Source organism: Variovorax paradoxus (assembly GCF_902712855.1).
GTDB lineage: Bacteria > Pseudomonadota > Gammaproteobacteria > Burkholderiales > Burkholderiaceae_C > Variovorax > Variovorax paradoxus_Q.
In genome coordinates this window covers 3,731,014-3,754,591 of the sequence record NZ_LR743507.1, presented here as the reverse complement: position 1 = coordinate 3,754,591, position 23,578 = coordinate 3,731,014, and the positions used below count along the sequence as shown (strand labels likewise).

The following is a 23,578-nucleotide window of genomic DNA, read 5'->3' as shown; positions in this document are numbered from 1 at the left end:
AGGACAACACCCATGAGCTGGCTCGACCGGTCGATCATGCACACGCGCGGCGCGGGCCGCGAACGCAGCATCGCCACGCACGAACTCACCGAGGCGAAGCAGGGCACCTTCCACTTCACCATCGGCCCGTATTCCAGTGCGGTGATGACGGTGAAGCCCGGCGACCGCATCGTGGTGGAAACGCGCGACGCCTTCGACGGCAAGGTCAGGACCGAGCAGGACCTGCCCTCGAAGGTGCTGACCATGCCCTTCGTGAACCCGCAGAACGGGCCGATCATGGTCGAGGGCGCCGAGCTCGGCGACACGCTGGCGGTGCACATCGAGTCGATGGCGCCGCGCGGGCCGAATCCGCGCGGCACCTGCTGCATGATCCCGGAGTTCGGCGCGCTCAGCGGCACGGCCTTCACGGCGCTGCTGAATGCGCCGCTGCCCGAGATCACCCGCAAGATCGACGTTGACGAGGAGGGCGTGTACTGGAGCAAGCGCGTGACGCTGCCCTACAGGCCGCACATCGGCACGCTGAGCTGCTCGCCCGAGATCGACTCCATCAACAGCCTCACGCCCGACCAGCACGGCGGCAACATGGACCTGCCCGACATGGGGCCCGGCAGCATCACCTACCTGCCGGTGCGCACCGCGGGCGCGCGGCTGTTCATCGGCGACGCGCACGCCTGCCAGGGCGACGGCGAGGTCTGCGGCACGGCGGTGGAGTACCCGAGCCTCACGACCATCCGTGTCGACCTCATCAAGGGCTGGCGGCTCGAATGGCCGCGGCTGGAAACGGCCGAGATGATCATGGCCATCGGCAGCGCCCGGCCGCTGGAGGACGCGACCCGAATCGCCTACAAGGAACTGGTGCTCTGGATGGAGGCCGAATACGGCTTTGACCGCTGGGACGCCTACATGATGCTGAGCCAGTGCGGCAAGGTGCGCCTGGGCAACTTCGTGGACCCGAAGTACACGGTGGGCGCGGGCATTTCGAAGACGTACCTGGCGCCATGAATAATTTCGAGGGCCTGATAATCGCTGCATGACCGAAATCACCCGACTGGCGGAACTGCGCCGAGTGGCCATCCTCGACACGAGCGAAGAGGCTGCCTACGACGAAATCACCCGCCTCGCGGCCCAGATGTGCGGCACGCCGATCGCGCTCATTTCGCTGATCGACGAGCGGCGGCAGTGGTTCAAGTCGCGCGTGGGCCTGAACGCGGCGCAAACGCCCCGGGAGCATGCGTTCTGCGCGTATGCCATCCAGGTGCCTGACCAGGTGATGGTGGTCAACGACGCGCTGGCCGACGAGCGCTTCAAGGCCAACCCACTGGTCACGGGCGACCCCAGCATCCGCTTCTACGCGGGCGCGCCGCTGGTGATGCGCAACGGCGAGGCGCTGGGCACGGTCTGCGTGATCGACACCCGGCCGCGCGAGATCAGCCCGGAGGCGCTCGAGCAGCTGCGCTTCCTGGCGCAGCAGGTGGTCACCCGGCTGGAGGAGCGGGCGCTCGATGAGCAGGCCCAAGACGAGGGGTCGCGAGGCTAGCCGGCCCGGCTCAGATCGCCCCGTCGAACACCATCACATCGACCTCGTCGCCCGGCGCGACGCTGCCTTGCGCGTGGTGCAGCACCACGAGGCCGTTGGCCTCGACCATCGAGCTCAGCACGCCTGAGCCCTGGTTGGCGGCCACGGTCACTTCCGGCAACGCGCCGGCCACTGGCTTGACGAAGCCGCGCTGGTACTCGGTGCGGCCCGGCTTCTTGCGGATGGGGCCCTTGCTGCGCGCGCGCAGCAGGGGCGGCGGGGCGCAGGCCGTTTCGTGGCAACCCATCATGCGCAGCAGGGCCGGCCGCACGAAGGCCAGAAAGGTCACCATCACGGCCACCGGGTTGCCGGGCAGGCCGAACAGCAGCGCCGGCTGCGGCGCGGGTTCATCCGGGATGGCACGAGAGATGGCACGAGGGATGAGCCCCACGGCCAGCGGCCGCCCCGGGCGCATGGCGACGCGCCAGAAGGCCATGTCGCCCAGCTGTTGCATCACGTCGCGCGTGTGGTCCGCCGCGCCCGCGCTGACGCCGCCGCTGGTGACGATGGCGTCGGCTTCGCGGGCGGCGCGTTGCAGCGTGGCGGCCAGCGTGGCGGGGTCGTCGCGGACCAGTCCGAGGTCGATCACCTCGCAGCCCAGCTTCGTGAGCAGGCCGAACACGGTGTAGCGGTTGCTGTCGTACACCGCGCCCTCGCGCGGGGCCTCGCCGACGCTCAGGATTTCGTCGCCCGTCGAGAAGTACGCGACCCGCAGGCGCCGCAGCACGTTCACGCCCGGCAGGCCGAGGCTGGCGATCATGCCGAGCGCGGCGGGCGACAGCCGTTCGCCGCGTCGCAGCGCGGGCTGGCCCTGCATCAGGTCTTCGCCCGCGAGGCGCCGGTTGTCGCCGCGGCGCAGCACGCGCGCCGGAAAGCTGACGCGGTCGCCGTCGACCTTGCAGAACTCCTGCGGGATCACGGTGTCCAGGCCCGCCGGCATCATCGCGCCCGTCATGATGCGCACCGCATCGCCGGCACCCAGCGCGCCGCGCCAGGTGGCGCCGGCCAGCGCCGTGCCCGCCACGCGCAGGCTCACCGAGGCGTCGCTGGGCGCATCGCACGGCAGCACGGCGCCGTCGAAGGCGTAGCCGTCCATGGCGGAGTTGTCGTGCGGCGGCACGCTGATGGGCGAGACGATGTCCTCGGCCAGCACGCGGCCGAGCGCGTCGAGCAGCGCGACGCTCTCGCGCTGCGTGACCACCGCGGACGCGGCGAGCCGCGAGAGAAAGGCGTGGACAGCCTCGACGCTCAGGTCGGCGGCGTCGTAGCCCGGAAGGGCGGAGGCGATGTCTGCAATGCGGCTCATAGGCTCACCGGTTCTCGAGGGCGTGCAGTTCGGCAAGGGTGTTGGCGTTGATGAAAGCGTCGGGCGCGTCGCCAGGGCGGTCGAAGGGCACGCGCACCGTGCGGTGCTGCGCGGTCCAGGCCTGCACCTTGCGGCCGCCGGCCTCGATGTAGCGGCGAAGGCTGTCGTGCAGCCCGGCGCGCAGCAGGCAGAAGACGGGCTGGGGCCGCAGCGTCACGCTGCTGTCGGAAGACGCTTCCGGCGCGGCGGCGATGGCGATCTCTGCGTTCTCCGAGGCCGCGGCCCGGGCCAGGCGCGACGCGAGGTCGCGAGGAAACAACGGCGTGTCGCACGGCACCGTCAGCAGCCAGGGCGTGGCGCAGTGCGAGAGGCCGCTCAGGAAACCCGCCAGCGGGCCCGGATAGTCCGCCAGGCTGTCGGGCCACACCGGCACGCCGAAGGCCTCGTAGTCGGGCAGGTTGCGGTTGGCATTGACCATGAGCGCGCCGACCTGCGGGCGCAGGCGCCGCAAGGCATGCAGCGCCAGGGGCTCGCCGTTGAACGGCTGCAACCCCTTGTCGACGCCGCCCATGCGCGATCCGCGCCCGCCGGCCAGCAGCAAGCCCGTGATGTCGGCAGGCGCGATGGCGTGCGCGGTCATGGCGGCCGCCTGCGTCATCCGCCGATGTAGCTCATCTCGACGCGGCGCGGCGCCTTGTCGCTGGCGTTGCCGGTGTCGTCGGGGCCTTGCAGGGCCCGCAGTTCGGAATAGCGGTCGGCACGGCCCTGCCAGATGTGGCCGATGGCCGAGGCGATGTCTTCGTCGCTCGCATCGCCGCGCAGCAGCGGGCGCAGGTCGTGGCCCGCGGTGGCAAACAGGCACAGATACAGCTTGCCTTCGGTCGACAGCCGGGCGCGGCTGCAGTCGTGGCAGAAGGCCCGGGTCACGCTGCTGATCACGCCGATTTCGCCACTGCCGTCCGCATAGGCCCAGCGCTGTGCGGTTTCGCCGGGCGCGGAAGCCTCGAGCGGAACGAGCGGAAACTCGGCGTGGATGCGCGCGATGACATCCGAGGAGGGCAGCACCTCGTCCATGCGCCAGCCGTTGGTGGCGCCCACGTCCATGTATTCGATGAAGCGCAGCACCACCTTGCCGCCGTGGTGGTTCCGGAAGTAGCGCGCCATCGGCAGGATCTCCTGCTCGTTGGTACCGCGCTTGACCACCATGTTGACCTTGACGGGCCCGAGCCCGGCGGCCAGCGCCGCGTCGATGCCCGCCAGCACGTCGGCCACCGGGAAGTCGACGTCGTTCATGTGGCGGAATACGGCGTCGTCAAGGCTGTCCAGGCTCACCGTGACGCGGTGCAGGCCTGCAGCCTTGAGCGCGGCCGCCTTGCGTGCGAGCAGCGAGCCGTTGCTGGTGAGCGTGAGCGCCAGCGGGTCGCCGCCGGGCGTGCGGATCGCAGCGAGCTGCTCCACCAGCGCCTCGATGTTCTTGCGCAGCAGGGGCTCGCCGCCGGTCAGGCGAATCTTGCGCACGCCGTGCCCTGCGAACAGGCGGGCGAGCCGCGTCATTTCCTCGAAGCTGAGCAGCGAGCTGTGCGGCAGGTACTTGTAGTCCTTGTCGAACACGTCCTTGGGCATGCAGTAGCTGCAACGGAAGTTGCAGCGGTCGGTCACGCTGATGCGCAGGTCGGTCAGCGGTCGGCCGAGGCGATCCTGGAGCAGGCCGGTGGCAGGCACGACCGACTCCGGCACGGCGACGGCGGGTTGCGCGCGGCCGAGGGCGGAGATCGGGATGACGGTGCTGCTGCGGTTCATGGGTTTGCGGGGAGGCGTCGATTCTCCGCCATTGCCCATGGACCCACCCGGTGCAGGCTACTCGTGCATACCCCCGGTTTCAGCCGCGGCAGAGCTTCAGGTTCGTGCGGGTGGCACGCACCACCGGCAGGAAGATCTCGGCGTCGGCCGGCGGATAGTTCTCCTTCACGCCCTCGTCGCTCAGGGCGGCGTCCTCCGCCAGCGGCTGCAGGGTCTTCAGGCAGGCAGCGCGGTCGTCGAGCTTGTACTGGGTGAGCGCGAGGTCGTTGCGGATCCAGTCCTTGGTGATCCAGTCGAGCGTCTCGTCGCAGTCCGACAACACCGGCGCCAGCGTCGTGCGGGCCGCGGCGTAGTTCTTCGCGTCGTACTGGCGCTTGAAGTTCCTGCGCGTGGCGGCCACGGCCTTGTCGGTGCACCCCGGGGTGGGGCGGGTGTAGGTGCCTTCGAACCCCGCCCGCGCGCCGCAGCTGTCGCGGCACTGCTCGGCGCCGTTGGTGGTCACCTTGACCTTGTCCGCGCTGGCGGCAAAGTTCACCACGCAGTCGGTGCCATCGAGCTTGGCCTTGCCGCGCGCGATGGTGCCGTCGAGCGCGCAGGTGTGGGCATTGGCGCCGATGGTGGTGATGTCGAAATGGCCGTCGGCCTTGATGCGCAACTGGCCGCTGCCGCGCTCGAAGATGTATTCGCCGGCGGCCGGATTGCCGGCCTGGGCGCTGGCCGCGGCCGGCCCCAGAAGGGCGCAGGGCAGGGCAAGGGCAGCGGCGAGGAGGCGCAGGTATCTGTTGGACTTCATTGCTGGAAAACTCCCGGAGAACATGCCGCAGCCAGTGTATCGATCGTTGCAAGAGGCTTCGTGACGCCGCTGCGGCGCACTTGCCGTTGGCCGGTCGCTGGCTGGTTTTAGGTATCGGCACGGGCGATGTCTTGACGCGGACAATGAGAATTCCTATCATTTGGACGCCTGAGTACGCAACAGTCGACAACGCAAAGGGCTCTTCCAACCTAGGAGCTTTTCGACCGTGCCGTACACCCTGCCAGCCCTGCCTTATGCCTTCGACGCGCTCGAGCCGCACATCGATGCGCAGACCATGGAAATCCACCATGGCAAGCACCACCAGACCTATGTGAACAACCTCAACGCGGCCGTGAAGGACACGCCGCACGAGGGAACACCCGTCGAACAACTGATCGCCGGCGTCGAGCAACTGCCCGAGGCCCTGCGCGGCGCGGTGCGCAACAACGGCGGCGGCCATGCCAACCACAGCCTCTTCTGGACCGTGATGGCGCCGGTCGGCAAGGGCGGCGGCGGGACGCCCGAGGGTGCGTTGGCCAAGGCCATCGACGCCGACCTGGGCGGCTTCGACGCCTTCAAGGACGCCTTCACCAAGGCCGCGCTCACGCGCTTCGGCAGCGGTTGGGCGTGGCTCTCGGTCGCTACCGGCGGCAAGCTCGCCGTGGAAAGCAGCGGCAACCAGGACAGCCCGCTGATGCGCGGCATCGGCTCGGGCAACACCCCGATCCTCGGCCTCGACGTGTGGGAACACGCCTACTACCTCAAGTACCAGAACCGCCGCCCCGAATACATCTCGGCGTTCTACAACGTCGTGAACTGGGCCGAAGTGGCCCGGCGCCACGCCGCCGCCACGGGCGGCTGAGGAGCAGCCCCATGAACGATCCGCAGCAGGCCACAGTGGCAGACGAGCGGCCTGTCCTCGTTCGCCCGGCGCGCCCCGTGCGCGAGTGGGTCGGCCTGGCGATCGTCGCTGCCGGCGCGCTCGTGCTGGTGGCGCAGTTCTGGCAGTTCGTGCGCGCCGATCCGCTGGTGTGGAACGCGCTGCTCGGCGGGTCGGTCGCCGCGCTGGCTACCGCGCTCGGCACGCTGCCGGTGCTGTTCTCGCAGAAGCTGCCCGACAGGCTGCAGGACACGCTGTTCGGCTTCGGTGCGGGCGTGATGCTGGCGGCCAGTGCCTTCTCGCTGATCATTCCGGGGCTGGAAGCCGCGAAGAACGTGGGCGTTTTCGGCGGCGGCAACTGGGCTGCCGGCGGGGTGATCGGCTCGGCCATCCTGCTGGGCGGCGCGGTGCTGATGCTCATGGACCGCGTGCTGCCGCACGAGCATTTCATCAAGGGCCGCGAGGGGCAGACCGCGAGGCAGTTGCGCCGCACCTGGCTCTTCGTGTTCGCGATCGCGCTGCACAACGTGCCCGAGGGCCTGGCGATCGGCGTCGGGTACGCGGCCAACAACGGACTGCGCGCCGACGCGCTGGCCACCGGCATCGCCATCCAGGACGTGCCCGAGGGACTGGTGGTCGCCGTGGCGCTGCTGGCCGCGGGCTACAGCCGCATCTTCGCGGTGCTGATCGGGATGGCTTCGGGCTTGGTCGAGCCGGTGGGTGCCGTGCTCGGCGCCGCCGTGGTCGGCCATTCGGTGATGCTGCTGCCCTGGGGCCTGGGCTTTGCGGCGGGCGCCATGCTGTTCGTGATCAGCCACGAAATCATTCCCGAGTCGCACCGCAAGGGCCACGAAGCGTACGCCACCAGCGGGCTGATGATCGGCTTCGTGCTCATGATGCTGCTGGACACCGCGCTGGGGTAGGGCCCTTCGCAGGACACCGCGGAACCGGCTCTGCCGGGCCGCAGGTGTCGCCCCCGGTGAGGGGGTGGGCGAAGCCTGGGGAGGGCCCAGTTCTAGCCGTGCCTGACGGCGACCGTCTTCAGCGTGGTGAAGCCGTAGAGCGCCTCGAAGCCCTTCTCGCGGCCGTAGCCCGAGGACTTCACGCCGCCGAAGGGCAGTTCGACGCCGCCGCCCGCGCCGTAGTTGTTGATGAACACCTGGCCGCTCCTCACGCGCCTGGCCATGCGGAACTGGCGTGCGCCGTCGGTCGTCCAGACGCCGGCCACCAGGCCGAACTGCGTGGCGTTGGCGAGCGCCACTGCCTCGTCCTCGTCGGCGAAGGCCATGGCGGCCAGCACCGGACCGAACACTTCCTCTTGCGCCAGGCGATGGCCCACCGGCACGTCGCGCAGCAGGGTCGGCGCCTGGTAGAAGCCGGTCTCGGGCGCTTCCTCGACCACGATGCCCTGCGCCACCATCGGGATGCCGGCATGCTGGGCGTCGCTCAGGAAGTCCCACACGCGCTGCTGCTGCGTCTGGCGGATCAGCGGTCCCACGTCGAGGTCCATCGCCGCCGGGCCGACGCGCAGGGCCTCGAAGGCATGGCCGAGGCGCTCGAGCAGCGGCTCGTAGATGTCGCGCTGGATCAGCACGCGCGAGCCGGCCGAGCAGGTCTGGCCGGCGTTCTGCACGATCGCATTGATCACCACCGGAATGACCGCGTCCAGGTCGGCGTCCGCAAAGACGATCTGCGGGCTCTTGCCGCCCAGCTCCAGCGTGACCGGGCAATGCCGCTCGGCCGCCACCTGCTGGATCAGCGTGCCGATCTTCGGGCTGCCGGTGAAGCTGATGTGATCGATGCCCTCGTGCCGCGCCAGCGCGTCGCCCACCTCGTGGCCGTAGCCGGTCACGATGTTGAGCGCGCCGGCCGGAAAGCCGGCTTCGGCCGCCAGTTGCGCCACGCGGATCAGCGAGAGGCAGGCGTCCTCGGCGGGCTTCACCACGCACACGTTGCCTGCCGCCAGCGCACCGCCGACGCTGCGCCCGAAGATCTGCATCGGGTAGTTCCAGGGAATGATGTGGCCGGTGACGCCGTGCGGCTCGCGCCAGGTGAACACGCTGTAGCCGTCCTGGTAGGGAATCGTCTCGCCGTGCAGCTTGTCGCAGGCGCCGGCGTAGAACTCGAAATAACGCACCAGCGCCACCGCGTCGGCGCGGGCCTGCTTCACAGGCTTGCCGCAGTCGCGCTGCTCGATCAGCGCGAGCTCGTCGACATGCTCCGCGATCTTCTGCGACAGCTTGTAGAGCAGGCGGCCGCGCTCGGCGGCGCTGACCTTGTGCCAGACACCCTCGAAGCAGTCGCGCGCGGCGCGCACGGCGGAATCGATGTCGCCAGAGTTGCTGCGCTGGATCTCGTCGAAGACCTGGCCGTCGGAAGGGTCGATGACCGGCAGGGTGCGGCCGGAGGAGGACGGAACGTCCGCGTTGGCGATGTAGTTGAGCTGCATGGGGCCGGATTTTGCGCGAAGCGCGCGAAACCCGCGGGCCCGCCGCCCGCAGCCCCTTCGCCGGGCTTTTCTACTTGGCCGCGGTGGCCTTCGGCAGCGCCCGCACCGCGTTCAGCGTGCGCTCGACGTGCTTGTCCGGATTCAGGTTCTGGTAGTAGTACGCGACCTTGCCGTTGGGCGCGATCACATACGACAGGCGGTTCGCGAAATCGGGCCGCGTCTGCATGACGGCGTCGAATCCCTGGATGACGGTCTTGGCCTCGTCCGATGCCACCGGAAACCGGCTCTGGCACGACTTGACCGAGAACTTCGAGAGGGTGTCGATGTCGTCCGCCGAGACACCGATCACGGTGGCGCCCAGCGCCGCGAACTGGTCGACGGCCTCTGCGAAGGCGTGGGCCTCGATGGAGCAGTCGTTGGAGTCGGCGGCCGGGAAGAAATAGAGCACCACCGGCCCCTTGGCGAGGGCGTCGGCCAGCGAGTAGCGGAAGGTCTTGCCGCCGAGCGCGGCATTGGCGGTGAACTTGGGTACCGGGTCGCCGATGTCCAGGGCAGCCCAGGCGGTGTGGGTGGCGGCTGCGAGCACCGTCATCAGCGCGATGCGGGAAAGGAACGGACGGGCCATGATGTAACTCCGGAGCAGGATGGGCAGAATTCTAGGCCTGCGAACTCCGCGCGGGGCCTCTGAAACCGGCGCCTGCCGGCTGGCGTACTGAACACGACAACTGAAAAAACCCCGCAATGGACGCACCATCATGAACGCCTGGCTTTCACTCTTGCGCATCGCGCTCGCAGGCGCCCTGGCCGCAGCGCTCGGCGCCTGCGGCTCGCTTCCGCCGGCACCCGACCGGCCCGCCGAATTCGCCGCCGCCGCCGACCCCGGCACGGCGCTCGCCAGGATTGCCGCGGCCTCCACCCCGCCCGGCGAGCATTCGGGCTTCCGGCTGATGCCATTGGGCGTGTATTCGCTCGACGCGCGCATCCAGCTGGCGCAGCGGGCCCAGCGCTCGCTGGTGGTGCAGTACTACCAGCTCGAGAACGATGCCGTCGGCCGGCTGCTGCTGCGCACGCTGCGCGAGGCCGCCAACCGCGGCGTGAAGGTGCGGGTGCTGGTGGACGACCTGTACACCGCGAAGAGCCAGCAACTGCTGCTGGCGCTGTCGGACACGCCGAACGTCGACGTGCGCCTGTACAACCCGTTCTGCTGCGGGCGCAACGGATTCCTGTCGCGCTTCGTGGCGTCGCCGTGGGAAATCGAGCGGCTCAACCACCGCATGCACAACAAGCTCTTCATTGCCGACGGCGCGATGGCGGTGGTGGGCGGGCGCAACATAGCCGAAGAATATTTCGTGCTGAGCGAGGCGCAGAACTTCATCGACATGGACGCGCTGGTGGTCGGCAAGGTGGTGCCGCAGCTCGAGAACATCTTCGACGCCTACTGGAACAGCATGCAGGTCTGGCCGATCGGCGAGATCGTGAAGGGCGAGGGCGGGCGCAAGCCGGGCGGCGCCGACTTCAACGACTGGGTCGGCATGGCCTCGCCGCCGCCGAAGGTCGTGCTGCCGCCGTCCGACATCCTCGGCTACGGACCGATCGGCGAGGAACTCGACGCCGGGCGCATGGGCCTGCTGTGGGGCGAGGCCCGCGCCATTGCCGATCCGCCGACCAAGCCGACCACCATGACCGCCGACGAGGCCATCGCCACCAGCGTCACGATGAAGGTGTGGGGCCTGATGATGGATGCGAAGACCGAGGTCGACATGACCTCGCCGTACCTCGTGCCGGGCGAGCGGGGCATGGCCGCCTTCGAGGACCTGGCGAAGCGCAAGGTCAAGCTCACGCTGCTGACGAATTCGCTGGCCGCCAACGACGAGCCGCTGGTGCACACAGGGTATGCGCGCTATCGCCAGCGCCTGCTCGAGAGCGGCGCCGACCTGTACGAGCTGAGCCCGCAGCGCACCAGCGCGGGCGAGCGCTTCGGCACCTTCGGCAAGTCGCTCGGCCGGCTGCACGCCAAGACCGCGGCCATCGACAAGACGCGCATCTTCATCGGCTCGATGAACCTGGACCCCCGCTCGGCGAGCCAGAACACCGAGATGGGACTGGTGGTGGACAGCCCGCAGCTGGCGCGCGAGATGCTGCGCATCATCAACATCAGCAAGCTGCAGAACTCGTACCGGCTGCGGCTGGCAAAGGGCACAGGCACGCTCGAGTGGCTCACCACCGACGGCGAGAAGGAAATGATCCTGACCTCGGAGCCCGAGTCGGGCTTCTTCCAGCGCTTCTACAACATGCTGATCGCGCCGATCGTTCCCGAGATGCTGTTGTAGCCTCGGGAGATGGCGCAGACCTTCACTTCGTTGTCCGCTCCGCAGGTCATGCTGTGGGGCGTGCTTTTTTTCGGCGGCATCTACCTCTGCTTCGGCGGCCTTACCTGGCTGCTGACGAAGCGCGTGCTGCCCATGCTGGGCATCGGGCGCGTGCTCGATCCGCGGCCCCTGCAGAAGGGCCAGCTGCGGCGCGAGCTGGGGCAGTCGGGTGTGTCGGTGCTCATCTTCGGCCTGGGCATGGTGTTTCCGTGGGGCTTGCTGCAGCTGGGCTGGGCGCGGCTCGATGGCGCAGCGGGGTGGCGGCAGGTCGCGCTTGAGATCGTGGCGCTCGCGGTCTGGAACGACGTGCATTTCTGGGTCAACCACCGCCTGCTGCACACGCGTTGGCTGCGGCGTTTCCACGGGCCGCATCATCGTTCGTTCGTGACCACGCCGTGGGCCACCTACAGCTTCCACCCGGTCGAGGCGCTGATGCTGGGCAACGTGATCCTGTTGCCGATGGTGGTGCACGACTTCAGCTTCTGGGCGCTTGCCTCGGTGCCGGTGTTCAGCCTGTTCTTCAATTGCATCGGGCATTCGAACTACGACTTCTTCACGGGCGTGTCGTACAGCCACTGGTTCGCGGCGAGCCGCCGGCACCACCTGCACCACGCCGTGCACAACGGCAACTACGGCTTCCAGTTCACCTTCATGGACCGGCTGTTCGGCACGCGCATCGCGGCCGATGCGGCGGAACCGCTCTTCCAGGCTTTTCGCAGCAAGCATGGCGCCACGACCGCGGCCTGACGCGCGCACTCGCTGGCCGGGGTTGCGCCATGGGCGGGACTGGCAGAGCCTTGCCTATCTCGCGGTGCTGCCCGCACTCGCGGCGTGGCAATGGGTGCACGGCTTCGATGCGCTGCTCTATGGGTTGATGCTGTTCCTCACGCTCGGCGTGGGCGTGATCCACCACAACCACGTGCACCTGCGCATGTGGCGCGGCCGGCGCATGAACCGGCTGACCGATTTCTGGATCACCCTGCTGCAGGGCCACCCGACCTTCGTGTTCTGGCCCGCGCACGTGGCCAACCACCATCGCCACCGGCACGGCCCGAAGGACGTGGCCCGCACCTATCGCTTCGGCGGCGACACCAACCACCTGCGGGGCTACCTGCTGCACCCGTTCCAGGCGGTGTGGGTGCTGATGCCGGTGTTCTTCGCATGGCTCGCGCGGCTGCGTCGGCATCGGCGCGGCGCCTGGCGCTACTGCATGGCGCAGTACGCGCTGTGGCTGGCCAGCTGGGCGGCACTGCTGGCGCTCGACTGGCGCAAGGCGCTGGTCTTCGTGATCCTGCCGCAGCTGCACGGCCTGCACTGGCTGCTCGCCACCAACTACCTGCAGCATGCGCACGCCGACGGACGGAAGACGCCCCGAAGAACCTCGTCGAAGGAGGCGCCCGGCGATACCCCGGGTAGCCACCTGAACTACGCGCGCAATTTCGAAGGGCTGGTGAACCCGTTGCTGTTCAACATCGGTCTGCACACCGCACACCACGAGAACCCGCATGTCCATTGGTCCGAGCTCACGCATCTGCATCGCACGCATTACCGCGCGCGGGTGGATCCGGCGCTCAACGAGGGCGGGCTGGTGCCCTACATGGTGCGCGTGTTCGTGCTGGGGCCCGTGTGGCCGCGTTTTCGCAGCCGCCCGCTGATGCCTCCCGATTCATCCATCACCTGAACCCATGCCCGTTTCATTCCAACGCGTCTACCTCGAAAGCGCCGGCTACTTCATGCCGGGAGAGCCCGTTCCCAACGACCGCATGGACGCGTACATCGCGCCGCTCAACCGCATGTCCGAGCGCATCAAGCGGCGCATCCTGGCGGAGAACGGCATCCTCACGCGGCACTACGCCATCGATGCCGAAGGCGTGACGCAGCACACCAATGCCCAACTGGCGGCCGGCGCGATCCGCGACTGCCTGCAGCGCGGCGGGGCGGAGCTGTCGCGCGTGTCGCTGCTGGCCAGCGGCTCTTCGGGCGGCGACACGCTGATGCCGGGCTTCGCGAACATGATCCAGGGCGAGCTGGCCGCGCAGCCGATGGAAACGCATTCGGTGCACGGCATCTGCGCGGCCGGCGTGTCGGCGATCCAGACGGCGGCGCAAGGCATCGAACTGGGCGCGCACCGCACTGCGCTGGCCGTGGCCAGCGAGATGCCGTCGCGCCTGTTCAAGCGCTCGCGCTTCGCGGCGCGCGGCTACGAGACCGACTTCGACTCTCACTTCCTGCGCTGGATGCTGTCGGATGGCGCGGGCGCCTTGCTGCTGTCCGACGGCTCGCCCGCGCTGGCCGCTGCGCCGGGCGTGCGGCTGAAGCTGAAGTGGGTGCACCAGAGGGCTTTTTCGGGCGACTACCCGGTGTGCATGCAGCTGGGGCTGACCGAGGACCGCGAAGAGCATGGGCGTGGCCATCTCGATTTCGGCTCGTGGGCCGAGGCGGAGGCGGCGGGCGCGCTGTCGCTGCGGCAGGACATCCGGCTGCTGCCGCACCTGTTCGACATCGGCATCCACGAATATGCGGGGCTGGTGCGCGACGGCTGGGTCGACCCGAAGCGGGTCGATCATTTCCTGTGCCACTACTCGTCGGAAAAATTCATTCCCGTCGTCGAAGACCTGATGGCCAAGGCCGACCTGTCGATCCCGCGGGAACGCTGGTGGAGCAACCTGGCCTGGCGCGGCAACACCGGCGCGGCGTCGATCCTGGTGATGCTGGCGGAGTTCCTGCACACCAAGGCGCTGAAGCCCGGCGAACAGATCTTCTGCTACGTGCCGGAGTCGGGGCGTTTCATGGCGGCGTACATGCTGCTCGAGGTGGAGGCGGCCGACGCCGCGCCCGTGGTGGTGGCGCCGCGCGCCGCTGCGGTGGCGGACGACGATCTCGTCATCGCGCCTCCGCACGATCCGGCGGCCGCGCCCGAGGGCCTCGGCGCCTTGCTCACCGAACTGGCCGCCATCTGGCACGACTACCGCTCGCGCGTGTGGCGCACGCCGTTGATTCGCCAGATCCGCGAGCGCCGCTTCGCCGTGCCCGACTACCTGAACTGGATGGCGCAATGGGTGCCGCAGGTGCGCGAAGGCAGCCTGTGGATGCGCGAAGGCGCGGCCTCCTTGAGCGGGCAATACCAGATGCTGGCCTCGCTGATCGGGGTGCATGCGGGCGAGGAGCAGAACGATTTCAACATCCTCTTCAGCGACTACCGCAAAGCCGGCGGCACCGTCGAGCGCATCGAGGACCTGCGCCGCAACCCGGGCGGCGAAGCGCTCAATGCCTACCTGCACGGCTTGGCCGCGACGCGCGACCCGATCGGGCTGCTGGGCGCGATCTACATCATCGAGGGAACGGGCCAGCGCATCGTGCCGGCGCTGCTGCCGCTGCTGAAAGCCAGCCTGAAGCTGCCGCCGGACGCCTTCCGGTTCCTGGAGTACCACGGCCACAACGACGAGCATCACCTGAGCCGCTGGCTCACCGCGGTCGAGATGGTGATGGCCGTGGAAGGGCAGGCCCGCGCCGCCCGCCAGATCGCCGACACCGCGCGCCACACGGCGGCGCTGTACCTGATGCAGTTCCAGCACATCACCGAACGCACCACCGACTGAATGCCCATGGACCGAACACCCGATTTCCTGACCCAGGCGCACGACGAGCGCGACCCCAGCCCCTGGTTGGCGCTGTACCTCGACCAGAGCACGCCGCTGCCCGACGACGTCAAGTCGGCATGGCTGGCCGATTCGAGCTCGGGCTCGCGGCAGTACCTGCTGCCTTTTCTGCGGCCGATCGCGCGGCTGACGATCATCCTGATCCAGATCGTGAAAGTGTTCGTTCCGCGCAATTGGTCGCATTCGATGCTGCTGCACCGCTTCCTGGCGTGGGGGCTCAAGCATTTCGTGTCGCCGGAAGCCAACTGGCTGATCCTGCGGCACTTTCACCTGGGATCGCAGGTGCTGGCCTTCATCGGGCGCAACTCGCCGGTGCCGGTGGCCACCAACCCGCTGGAGCCGGCGGACATCGACGCGCTGAAGGACGAGATGTTCCTGAAGCACGACCTGAACCTGTTCAATTTCGTGATCCGGCTGAACAAGGCCTTGCGCGACAAGGGGCTGGCGCTGCGCAAGGCCGAGAACGTCGATTTCTCGATGATCAAGGCGCCGGCGTTGCGCCTGGAAGACATGCCGCAGGGCAAGCTGAACTTTCTGGACCTGCAGAGCGCCATTGAATTGTTCACGCCGCTCTACCAACTGATGCTTACGGACAACGATTTCTGGCGCGCGGCGAATTCCTTGCAACTGGACGAAACCATCGGCATCTACACGGCGACGCTGCTGGACGCTCCGGAGCACCTGATCCTGGTCAACAACAAGCACCCGCTGGTGCCGCTGTCGACCCTGCGGGCAGGGCACCGGCTGGTGATCCACGGGCTTTCGACCGAGATGCTGCACAGCCTGCTGCAGCGCATGCAGGCTGCTCAGAAGGCACAAGGCACGCCGAATCGAGGCGCGCCGGAGACATCCCTATACGAGCAGCCACTTGCATAGGCGTATGCTGCCCCCAGATGGAAGCCATGAACACCACCGATAATCCGTCTCCCAAGACCGATCTGGCAGTGACCCATGTGCTGGCGCAACTGCTGGAAAAGCTCGAGCACAGCCCCGTGCCCGTCGGCGCAGAGCAGTACCGCTCCGTCGTCGAGCACCTGGTGCACGAGTTCGAGGATGTGGAGCAGGGCGCCGAACTCGGCCGCCTGCTCGATGCCTATCCGGCCGCGGCCGAGGTTTACGAGAACCTCAACTACAAGCACGCCGGGCTTTGCCGCTCGGCGCTCGATGTTTCCCTGGCGGCTGAAGTCAGCGCCCGGGAAGCCATTGCACGCGCGATGCGCCGTGCCGAACCGAACAGCAAGGACAAGATGCATGGCGAAGGGTGAAGTGAAAACGGCGGTGGTGGCGGACGGCCTGCGTTACAAATCCAAGGCGCCGGGTTCGCCGTTCCGCGCCTCGGCGTCGTTCAGCGGCGCGACCATGTCGTGCTTCATGTGCGGCAAGCACCGCGTGCGCTCGCAACTGCGCACCCGCCAGGTACTGGGCAAGTCCCAGACCGTTTGCGCGCCGTCGTGCAAGGCGCTCGACGAATCCCTGGAATAGGGGATGGACAAGCGGGCAGGCGTGGCAACCTGCTAGCACGTCCCAGAGACGTTTTGGCGACATTCCCGCGTGCATAAGTCACGGATTGGCTTCCACATCTGCGGCAATCGCTATACAGTTGGAAACAAATGATGCAGCTAATTGCATTTATTCCAAAGTTCTAATTTGTAGTCGATTTCCAATGAATTGCAGCCTCGCCATCGACGCCCCGCGCGGGACCACATGGAATTCAACGCTTGCAAAGGGGTTCAGCCATGGCTAAGCCGCGCCACGTCATCATGCAGGTGGTCAAGCGTTCGTCCGGCAGCGCGACCCACCATGTCGAATTCCTGATGGACGACAACTTCGCGGAACGCCTGCGTCAACTTCGTTCGCTGGTGCCTCCGCTGGGCAGTCTGAACCGTCAACGCGACCTCGTGATCGACAAGGTTCGGGTGCGGCTGCCCAACGCCATCTGGCGCTCGGGCAACGAAATTGACATGGACGGTGGCGTGGACGGCTCTTGCATCGTGATTGCAGCCGAGGGCTCGTTCAACTGCGGCGGCAAGGATCGCAAGACGCGCGAGAAGCTCGTGACCTACAACTTCTCGATCGCACGCCTGCTCGAACTTCATGCAGAGCGTCCGGAAGCCGAGACTTTCTACATTCGCGACGGCGTGTTCGCTAACGATGAGCCAGCTGAATCGCCCGCCGGTCGCTGGGTCATCTCGATGCACGAACTCGAAACCGTGATGCGCGTGCCCGATGCCCCGTCGGATTTCGACACGTTGCACGATCTCGCGCTGCGCCCCGAGCACCAGCAGATCGGCAGCGGCTCGCCGCAGCGCCACAGCTACAACTGATCGGGCCTCACGAAGCGGCGAGCGCTGCTTCTTGCGGCGCCGCGCCGCCCACGGGCACGTACTGTTCGCGGTTCTCCGTCAGCCAGCGTTCCGAGAGCGAGCTGTCCTGCTCCGCCGGATGGAAGTCCGAGCGCAGGTAGCTGCGCCAACCGGCCACGTTGCCACGAAGCAGGCCACCGCGGCCAAGCAGGATGCGGGCGGCGCTCCTCCAGGTCGACCACTTCCACAGCTGCTTCTCGTGGCGCAGGTTGTCGACGGTCTGGTGCAGCAGGTCACCCAGGAACATCATCGTCACGCGGCGGAACCAGCGATTGCGCCATTCGTCGGAGCCGCCAGCGGCCTTGTAGATGTCGAACGCCACGCTCTTGTGCTCGAGTTCCTCGGCGCTGTGCCACAGCCACATGGTGCGCAGGCGCGGCTCGGCACCGTCGAGGATCTTCGGATGGGCCAGCAGCCATTCGGCGAACATGGCCGTGAAGTGTTCGGTGGCGGCGGTCAACGCCAGTGCGTGGCGCGGATCGGCGTCTTCCATGAGCGTCAGTCGCTTGCTGGCGCGCGCGGTCCAGCCGTCGACCAAGCCCTGGCTCTCGAGGTGCTGGTTGAACAAAGAATGGATGCGCCGGTGCGTCGCCTCCTGCCCGATGAAGCCGCGAACCTCCGCCCGGTATTTTTCCTGGGCCTCGGGCGGCAACGTGGCCATGGCGTCGCGCACGGCATCGATGAAGAACTGCTCGCCGAACGGAAAGCTCATCGACAGCGCATTGAAGAAGGCGGTCGAGAAGGCGTCGCCGCCGCACCAGTTGCGGGCGAAGGGCGACTGCAGATCGATCAGGAGACGGCGGACTACGAGTTCGGTCATGGGGCAACCTCGGGAAAACACGTCGTGCGTGAAACGGAAAACCGGCGCAATGTTTGGTACAGGCTCGTACCGGATGCCGTCATCGTGCAATTGTGAATCGGTACTGTCAAGTACCGAGCGTTGAGAAAATGTGGCCTTCATGAGCGAAACCATCGAAAAGGCTGCCCCCTCGAAATCCGCCGAGGGCTCGGGCAGCGAGCACTACACGCGTCTTCTCCAGGGAATGGCGCATGCCGTGGCCGCCAAGGGCTACGCAGAAACCACCATTGCCGACATCGTGCGGGAAGCTGCCGTGTCGCGCCGCACCTTCTACGAACACTTCAGCACCAAGACCGAGTGCCTGATCGCGCTCTACGAAACCGCCAGCCGGCTTGGCCTGCAGGCGGTGAGCGAGGCTTTCGATCCGGTGCAGCCCTGGCATGCGCAGGTCGAGCAGGCCATGACCGCCTACTTCGACTATCTCGCGCAGGATCCGGTGCTGCTGCGCACCCTGTTCGTCGAAATCCTCGGACTGGGCATGCCGGGCCTCGCGGTGCGGCGGCGCATGAACGACGAAATCGCCAACTTCATCCAGGTCGCGATCAACAGCAGCGGCGGTGCCGAAGAGCCGGCCGTGCACCTGACGAGCGAAATGGCGATGACGGTGGTTGGCGGCATCAACGAGTTGGTGCTGCAGGCGATCGAGCAGGACCGCGCGGGCGACCTGCGCGAACTGGTCGTGCCCGCCACGCGGCTCGTGCGCGCCGTGGCAGCGGAAAGCCGGCGTTAGGCGGGCTTCGCGGCGGAAGCACGCGGAGTGGCTGCGAGCCAGAGCGTGAACAGGCCGCACAGCGTCAATCCCGCCAGCACACCGAGGTAGGGCAGCACGTCGTGCAGCGGTGCGCCCATCTGGTTGAGCCGCAGCGAGGCCTGGATGCCCGAGGTGCTCGGAAACACCCAGCGCAGCGCCTGCAGCGGTGCCGGCAAGGCCTCCACCGGCCACGAGAATCCCGAGAGAAAAGCCATCGGCAGGGCGGTGAACAGCAGGATCTGCAGCGCCCGCTCGCGGTCGCGGAACCAGCAGCCCAGCAGCAGTCCGATCGTGCAGATGGCCGGCACGTAGAACGCCAGCAGCACCAGCACGCCCCACGGATTGCCGCCTCGCGGATAGTCCTGCAGGAAGAACACCCAGCCGAAATAGAAAAGCCCGCTGAGCACGCCGAACACCGTGAGCGCGCCCAGCCGTCCCAGCCACGCACCCATCGACGCGCGCAGCCGGCCCGCCTCGGCCCAGGTGCCCGCAAGCATCGCCGCGCCCATCAGCAGGGTCTGCTGCAGTATCAGCAGCGCCACCGCCGGCACCACGTAGCTGCCGTAGCCCTCGGTCGGGTTGAACAGCGCCACCAGTTGCGTGTTGAGCGGGCTGCGGCTGCGCGCGGCCTGGATGGCGCTCTGGCCGCCGGCCTGCAGCTTGCGGATCTCCACACCCGCCGAGACCGTGCCCACGGCCTCCGAGAAGCCGTACAGCACGGCCTTGTTCAACAGTGCATACGCCCCGTTGCCCTCGATGGTCACGACAGCCGGCGTGCCGCGCAGCACGTTGCGCTTGAGATCGGCCGGCAGCAGCGCGTAGCCCTCGATCTCGCCGCGCCACAGGGCCTGCCGGGCCTCGTGCACGTCGCCTGTGATCATCCGAACGTCGAGCCGCGGATTGGCCTGCGCGAAGCGCGCGATCTGCCGCGACAGCGCGGTGTGGTCCTCGTCGACCACCGCCACCGGCACGCGGGTGACCGCCTGCGTGCCATAGGGCCACGGATAGAAGAAGCCGTAGATGACGGGCGCGAGCAGCATGATCAGCAGCACACCCTTGTCGCGCAGCACCGCCAGTGCGGTGTCGCGCCACGCGGCGCCCAGCCGGATGCGTTCGTCCGCCATAGCCGCCATCAGCGTCCGCCCCAGCTCTCGGGCGCTCTGGCCGCCCGCACCAGCGCAGCGGCGCACAGTGCCAGCAGCACGCCGGTGCCCAGCACCATCCAGAGCGGCGTCGCCACCGAATATGCCAGCGGCGCGCCCATCTGCAGCTGTTCCATCTGCACGCGGATGTAGTGCGTGTAGGGCAGCAGCCCGGCCCAGGCCTGCGCGAAGAAGGGCATGGCGACCAGCGGGAACCCCACGCCGCCGAATGCGAACGCCGGCGCGGTGATGAAGCCGGTGGCCGACAGCGCCGTGCGCAGCGAGCGCGTCAGACCGGACACGAACGCCCCGAGCGCGATCGACAGCGCCAGGAACACCAGCAGCGCGAACAGCGTCCAGCCGAGAGAGCCGGGCGGATGCCAGCCGCGCCCTGCAGTGATCCACACCATGGCGGCGACTGCCACTGCCGAAAGGCTGGCGAGCGGCCACGCCAGCTTGCCCGCCAGCGCAGCCAGCGCCTCGTGCCATCGCGGTGCCGCGCCCAGCCATTCGCCGATGCTGCGGTCACGCAGTTCGCGCCCCACGGCCCATGCGCCCGCGGTCATGGCCAGGATGTGCAGCAGCGCCGGGATCAGCGCGGCACCCAGGAACTGCTCGTAGTCGGTCGAGGTGTTGAACAGCGCGACCATGCTGGCCTTGATCGGCTCCATGCTCACGCGCGCGGCCGTCATCGACTCGCCGCGCCTGTTGCGCACCGTGAGTTCGACGCCGCCCGACACCGTGGCCACCGCGGTGCGGACGTCGCGCTGGATCAGGCTCGAATGCGTGCCCAACTGCGCGTTGTGCAGCAGCACGACCTGGCCGACCCGGCCCTGCTTCACGTCGCGGCTCAGGTTGCGCGGCAATTGCACTGCCGCGTCGACCGCGCCGCTGGTGAGCGCGCGCGCCATCTCGCCTTCGTCGCCGTAGTGCGCCACCACGTGCAAGCCCGGAGTGGCGTCCAGGAAACGCACCAGCTGGCGCGAAAGCGACGAGCGGTCCTGGTCGAGCACGCCGATCGGCAGGCGCTCGGGCAGGCCGGCGGAGAAGATCCACCAGATCAGGAACACCGCAAGCAGCGGCACCCACGAGATCATCGCGAGATCCCATGGCCGCGTGCGCAACAGCGCCAGTTCGCGCCGTGCGCTGGCGGTGGAAAAGCCGCGGAGGCTCATCGGAGGGTTCCGTCCGGCTCAGTCGACCAGCACGCTCATGCCGGGCCGTGCGCCCTCGATGGGCTTCAGCGGCCGGGCGCGGACCTCGAAGGTGCGCACGTCGAAGCCGTTGCCGCCACGCGTGGCGCGCCAGGTCGCGAAGTCGGGCAGCACGCCGGTGTAGTAGACCTTGAAGCGGGCCGTTCGCGTGTCCGCGGCCAGCGCGGGCAGGCGCGCGTCGAATTCGCTGCCCATCGCGAAGCGCGCGAGCCGGTCTTCGCGGACGTTCAAAACCACCCACTGGTCGTCCAGGTCGACCACCGTGACCACCGCCACGCCTTGCGGCGACAGCTCGCCGACCTTGGCCAGCACCTTCGCCACTTCGCCGCCGACCGGGCTGCGCAGCTCGGTCTCGGCCCTGGCGGCCTCGGCCTCGGCGACCACGCCGGCCACCTGGCGCGCCTGCGCGCTCGCGGCGGCCCTGTCTTCCGGGCGCGCGCCGGTGCGCGCCATGTCGTACTGCGCCTTCGCGGCGATGGCGGCGTCGCGCGAGGCCTTCCAGTTGGCCTCCGCCTCGTCGCGCTTCTGGTCGGCCACCAGGCCTTCGCGCGCAAGCCCGTCGACGCGGCGGAACGATGTCTGTGCGAGCTGCGCGGCGGTCTCCGCGCGCTGCCACTGCATGCGCGCCATCTCGATCTCCTGCGGCCGGGCGCCGTTCTGCGCCTTGTCGGCGACGGCTTGCGCGGCCTGCTCGGCGGCGGTCGCCTGGGCGAGCTTGGCGCGCACCTCGGGGCTGTCCATGCGCACCAGCACCGCACCCGACCGGATGCGATCGCCTTCCTTCACCGGCACCTCGGCCACGCGCGCCGTCACCTTGCCGGCGACGTCGGTCTCGCGCGCCTCCATCTGGCCCTGGAACACCTCCGGCGCGGGCTGCGACGCGCGCCAGAAGCCCCACACGAGCACCGCCAGCACGAGCAGGGCGGCGAGTATCGCGATCAGTTTGCGTGTCTTGGCACTCATCATCAGTTCACCCTCACGTCGGCACGCGCGATGTAGTCGGAAAACCTGTCGGAAAGCCCCGCGCTCTCGAGCAGCTGCGCGAGCGCCTGCACGTAGTCGTTCGCGGCTTGCGCGCGCTCGGTCAGCACCTTGGCCTGGTTGGTCTCGGCATCTATCAGGTCCAGCGTGGTGCTGGTGCCTTCGCGCAGGCCCGAAGTGCGCAGCCTGACGACCTCCTGCGCGAGCTCGACCGAAACTTTCATCTCGAGGTACTGGCGGCGCGCGTTTTCCAGCGCGCGCCAGTTGCGTTCCACCAGCAGCGAGATGTCGCTGCGTGCCTGCGCGCCGGTGCGCTCGGCCTGCTCGACCTGCTTGAGAGAGGCGGCCGACAGCGCGTTGCGGTCGATCGAGTCGTACAGCGTCCAGCGCACGCCGACGCCGGCCACCCAGTCGGCGTTGCCGCTCTTGAGTTCGCGCGTGCCGAAGGCGATGACCTGAGGCCGGCGCAGCGCCTCCTCGCCTTCGTGCAACTGCTCGGCCTGCGATTTCTTCGCGGCCACCTTGTCGAGCCCGGGATGCCGCGTGAGCGCGGAATCGATGAAGTAGCCCAGCGGCTCCACCGGCGCGCTGATGACGAAGAGCGGCGTCTGCGGCATCACACTGCCGTCGGCACGCACGGTGCGCGCGAGCGCCACCGCGGCCAGGGCCGCATCGTCCTCGGCCTTGCGCGCGTTGCGGCGGGCTTCCTCGTAGGCCGCGCTGGCCTGCAAACGCTCCACGCGCGAGATGACGCCGGCGGCGAGCATCTTCTGCGCCGCCGAATCGTGCTGCGCGATGGTGCGTTCGGCCTGCGCACGCAACGTGGCCGCGCGCTGTGCGAGCTGGGCGCCGAAGTAGCGCTGCACCAGCAGCGTGTCGACCTCGTGGCCAGCCTGTTCGGCGTCGGCCTGCGCCTCGCGGGTCTGGGCCGACACGAAGCCGCGCACCGCATCGGTCGCGCCGCCCACGTACAGCGGCCACACCGCCGAGACCGACGCATTGGCACCGGTGTCGTGCCGGTTCAGTGTGTAGCTGTTGGGCAGCTGCGGAATCGGCACCCGTGCGATGAAGCCCTGGATCGACGGCGGCAGCGACGAGCCGATCTGGCCGAGCTTCTGGTTGAGCGGATCGAGGTCGAGGTTCAGGTTCGCGTTGTAGGCATAGGCGAGCCCGGAGATGCTGACCACCGGACCGCCCAGGCCCTTGACGCCTTCGCCCTGCAGCTCCTTCGACTCGACCGCCGCGCGCGCGGCGGCGAGCTTGTCGGAGCGGTCGATCATGCGGGCGCGCGCCGCGTCGAAGCTCAGCGACAGGGTCCCGTCGTTGCGCGGCGGCGGCGCCTGCTGGAGCTGCGCGAGGGCGGTTCCGCCCCACCCGAGCAACGCCAGCACCACGAGCAGCAGAGGCCGGGGAACGTGGCGAGGTCGTGTCATTGT

The 23,578-nt window shown here is 68.3% G+C and carries 24 protein-coding genes; 13 read left to right on the top strand and 11 right to left on the bottom strand.

All coding sequences use genetic code 11. The features are described 5' to 3' along the window. Positions 1 to 12: 12 nt before the first annotated feature. Together AACL56_RS17210 and AACL56_RS17205 are read left to right on the top strand one after the other, a co-directional pair. Positions 13 to 1,002, top strand: coding sequence for an acetamidase/formamidase family protein (locus AACL56_RS17210; RefSeq protein ID WP_339091024.1), 990 nt, complete (start codon positions 13 to 15; stop codon positions 1,000 to 1,002). A 28-nt stretch (positions 1,003 to 1,030) separates the two neighbouring features. After that, the gene (locus tag AACL56_RS17205; RefSeq protein ID WP_339091023.1) at positions 1,031 to 1,537 is read left to right on the top strand and encodes a GAF domain-containing protein; all 507 of its coding nucleotides are present in this window, start codon (positions 1,031 to 1,033) and stop codon (positions 1,535 to 1,537) included. Positions 1,538 to 1,547: 10 nt separating this feature from the next. Here the strand turns inward: AACL56_RS17205 and glp are convergent, their stop codons facing one another. The 4 genes from glp to AACL56_RS17185 all read right to left on the bottom strand — a co-directional run bounded on the left by glp (position 1,548) and on the right by AACL56_RS17185 (position 5,475). Continuing rightward, positions 1,548 to 2,882, bottom strand: coding sequence for a gephyrin-like molybdotransferase Glp (gene glp, locus AACL56_RS17200; RefSeq protein ID WP_339091022.1), 1,335 nt, complete (start codon positions 2,880 to 2,882; stop codon positions 1,548 to 1,550). A gap of 4 nt (positions 2,883 to 2,886) precedes the next feature. Then, positions 2,887 to 3,522, bottom strand: coding sequence for a molybdenum cofactor guanylyltransferase MobA (gene mobA / locus AACL56_RS17195; protein WP_339091021.1), 636 nt, complete (start codon positions 3,520 to 3,522; stop codon positions 2,887 to 2,889). A 14-nt stretch (positions 3,523 to 3,536) separates the two neighbouring features. After that, on the bottom strand, positions 3,537 to 4,682 hold the full coding sequence (moaA, locus tag AACL56_RS17190) for a GTP 3',8-cyclase MoaA (protein ID WP_339091020.1): 1,146 nt from the start codon (positions 4,680 to 4,682) through the stop codon (positions 3,537 to 3,539). A 79-nt stretch (positions 4,683 to 4,761) separates the two neighbouring features. Then, the gene (locus AACL56_RS17185) at positions 4,762 to 5,475 is read right to left on the bottom strand and encodes a hypothetical protein (RefSeq protein WP_339091019.1); all 714 of its coding nucleotides are present in this window, start codon (positions 5,473 to 5,475) and stop codon (positions 4,762 to 4,764) included. A 226-nt stretch (positions 5,476 to 5,701) separates the two neighbouring features. Here AACL56_RS17185 and AACL56_RS17180 point away from each other — a divergent pair, with 226 nt between their 5' ends. Further along, on the top strand, positions 5,702 to 6,337 hold the full coding sequence (locus AACL56_RS17180) for a superoxide dismutase (RefSeq protein WP_339091018.1): 636 nt from the start codon (positions 5,702 to 5,704) through the stop codon (positions 6,335 to 6,337). 11 nt (positions 6,338 to 6,348) lie between these two features. Further along, positions 6,349 to 7,278, top strand: coding sequence for a ZIP family metal transporter (locus AACL56_RS17175; protein ID WP_339091017.1), 930 nt, complete (start codon positions 6,349 to 6,351; stop codon positions 7,276 to 7,278). A gap of 92 nt (positions 7,279 to 7,370) precedes the next feature. On the opposite strand, the gene AACL56_RS17170 is transcribed toward AACL56_RS17175, so the two are convergent. Further along, positions 7,371 to 8,804, bottom strand: a complete 1,434-nt coding sequence (locus AACL56_RS17170; protein WP_339091016.1) for an aldehyde dehydrogenase family protein — start codon at positions 8,802 to 8,804, stop codon at positions 7,371 to 7,373. Positions 8,805 to 8,874: 70 nt separating this feature from the next. Next, positions 8,875 to 9,429 carry a peroxiredoxin gene (locus AACL56_RS17165; protein WP_339091015.1) on the bottom strand — a complete coding sequence of 185 codons (555 nt, stop codon included), beginning with the start codon at positions 9,427 to 9,429 and terminating at the stop codon, positions 8,875 to 8,877. 130 nt (positions 9,430 to 9,559) lie between these two features. Between AACL56_RS17165 and AACL56_RS17160 the strand changes: the two genes are divergently transcribed. The 8 genes from AACL56_RS17160 (at position 9,560) to AACL56_RS17125 (ending at position 17,156) form a co-directional block, all read left to right on the top strand. Beyond that, positions 9,560 to 11,134 carry a phospholipase D family protein gene (locus AACL56_RS17160; protein ID WP_339091014.1) on the top strand — a complete coding sequence of 525 codons (1,575 nt, stop codon included), beginning with the start codon at positions 9,560 to 9,562 and terminating at the stop codon, positions 11,132 to 11,134. A gap of 9 nt (positions 11,135 to 11,143) precedes the next feature. Beyond that, positions 11,144 to 11,920: a sterol desaturase family protein gene (locus AACL56_RS17155; protein ID WP_339091013.1), complete on the top strand. Its 777-nt coding sequence runs from the start codon at positions 11,144 to 11,146 to the stop codon at positions 11,918 to 11,920. Next, the gene (locus tag AACL56_RS17150; RefSeq protein WP_339091012.1) at positions 11,898 to 12,854 is read left to right on the top strand and encodes a fatty acid desaturase; all 957 of its coding nucleotides are present in this window, start codon (positions 11,898 to 11,900) and stop codon (positions 12,852 to 12,854) included. The genes AACL56_RS17155 and AACL56_RS17150 overlap by 23 nt, the downstream gene beginning before the upstream one ends. A 4-nt stretch (positions 12,855 to 12,858) precedes the next feature. Continuing rightward, on the top strand, positions 12,859 to 14,772 hold the full coding sequence (locus AACL56_RS17145; RefSeq protein WP_339091011.1) for an iron-containing redox enzyme family protein: 1,914 nt from the start codon (positions 12,859 to 12,861) through the stop codon (positions 14,770 to 14,772). Between the two features lie 6 nt (positions 14,773 to 14,778). Beyond that, positions 14,779 to 15,708 carry a DUF6999 family protein gene (locus AACL56_RS17140; protein ID WP_339091010.1) on the top strand — a complete coding sequence of 310 codons (930 nt, stop codon included), beginning with the start codon at positions 14,779 to 14,781 and terminating at the stop codon, positions 15,706 to 15,708. A 17-nt stretch (positions 15,709 to 15,725) separates the two neighbouring features. Further along, positions 15,726 to 16,097: a hypothetical protein gene (locus tag AACL56_RS17135; protein WP_339091009.1), complete on the top strand. Its 372-nt coding sequence runs from the start codon at positions 15,726 to 15,728 to the stop codon at positions 16,095 to 16,097. Beyond that, positions 16,084 to 16,314: a hypothetical protein gene (locus tag AACL56_RS17130; protein ID WP_093122703.1), complete on the top strand. Its 231-nt coding sequence runs from the start codon at positions 16,084 to 16,086 to the stop codon at positions 16,312 to 16,314. Before AACL56_RS17135 ends, AACL56_RS17130 begins: the two co-directional genes overlap by 14 nt. Positions 16,315 to 16,592: 278 nt before the next feature. Continuing rightward, complete coding sequence (locus AACL56_RS17125; protein WP_339091008.1) at positions 16,593 to 17,156, top strand: hypothetical protein; 564 nt, start codon at positions 16,593 to 16,595, stop codon at positions 17,154 to 17,156. A 7-nt stretch (positions 17,157 to 17,163) separates the two neighbouring features. Here AACL56_RS17125 and AACL56_RS17120 read toward each other — a convergent pair whose 3' ends face one another. After that, a complete protein-coding gene (locus AACL56_RS17120; RefSeq protein WP_339091007.1) occupies positions 17,164 to 18,015 on the bottom strand; it encodes a metal-dependent hydrolase in 852 nt (283 codons plus the stop codon). A 139-nt stretch (positions 18,016 to 18,154) separates the two neighbouring features. On the opposite strand from AACL56_RS17120, the gene AACL56_RS17115 reads away from it, so the two are divergent. Further along, positions 18,155 to 18,784 carry a TetR/AcrR family transcriptional regulator gene (locus AACL56_RS17115; protein ID WP_339091006.1) on the top strand — a complete coding sequence of 210 codons (630 nt, stop codon included), beginning with the start codon at positions 18,155 to 18,157 and terminating at the stop codon, positions 18,782 to 18,784. On the opposite strand, the gene AACL56_RS17110 is transcribed toward AACL56_RS17115, so the two are convergent. Genes AACL56_RS17110 through AACL56_RS17095 form a run of 4 tightly spaced genes read right to left on the bottom strand, consistent with a single transcriptional unit; the run spans position 18,781 to position 23,575 of the window. After that, positions 18,781 to 19,929 (bottom strand): ABC transporter permease, encoded by a 1,149-nt coding sequence (locus AACL56_RS17110; RefSeq protein WP_339091005.1) that lies wholly within the window; start codon positions 19,927 to 19,929, stop codon positions 18,781 to 18,783. The two genes, AACL56_RS17115 and AACL56_RS17110, sit on opposite strands and share 4 nt — an antisense overlap. Before the next feature lie 8 nt (positions 19,930 to 19,937). Continuing rightward, a complete protein-coding gene (locus AACL56_RS17105) occupies positions 19,938 to 21,122 on the bottom strand; it encodes an ABC transporter permease (RefSeq protein ID WP_339091004.1) in 1,185 nt (394 codons plus the stop codon). Between the two features lie 18 nt (positions 21,123 to 21,140). Then, positions 21,141 to 22,127 carry an HlyD family secretion protein gene (locus tag AACL56_RS17100; RefSeq protein WP_339091003.1) on the bottom strand — a complete coding sequence of 329 codons (987 nt, stop codon included), beginning with the start codon at positions 22,125 to 22,127 and terminating at the stop codon, positions 21,141 to 21,143. Then, on the bottom strand, positions 22,127 to 23,575 hold the full coding sequence (locus AACL56_RS17095) for a TolC family protein (protein WP_339091002.1): 1,449 nt from the start codon (positions 23,573 to 23,575) through the stop codon (positions 22,127 to 22,129). Before AACL56_RS17095 ends, AACL56_RS17100 begins: the two co-directional genes overlap by 1 nt. Between the last annotated feature and the right edge of the window lie 3 nt (positions 23,576 to 23,578).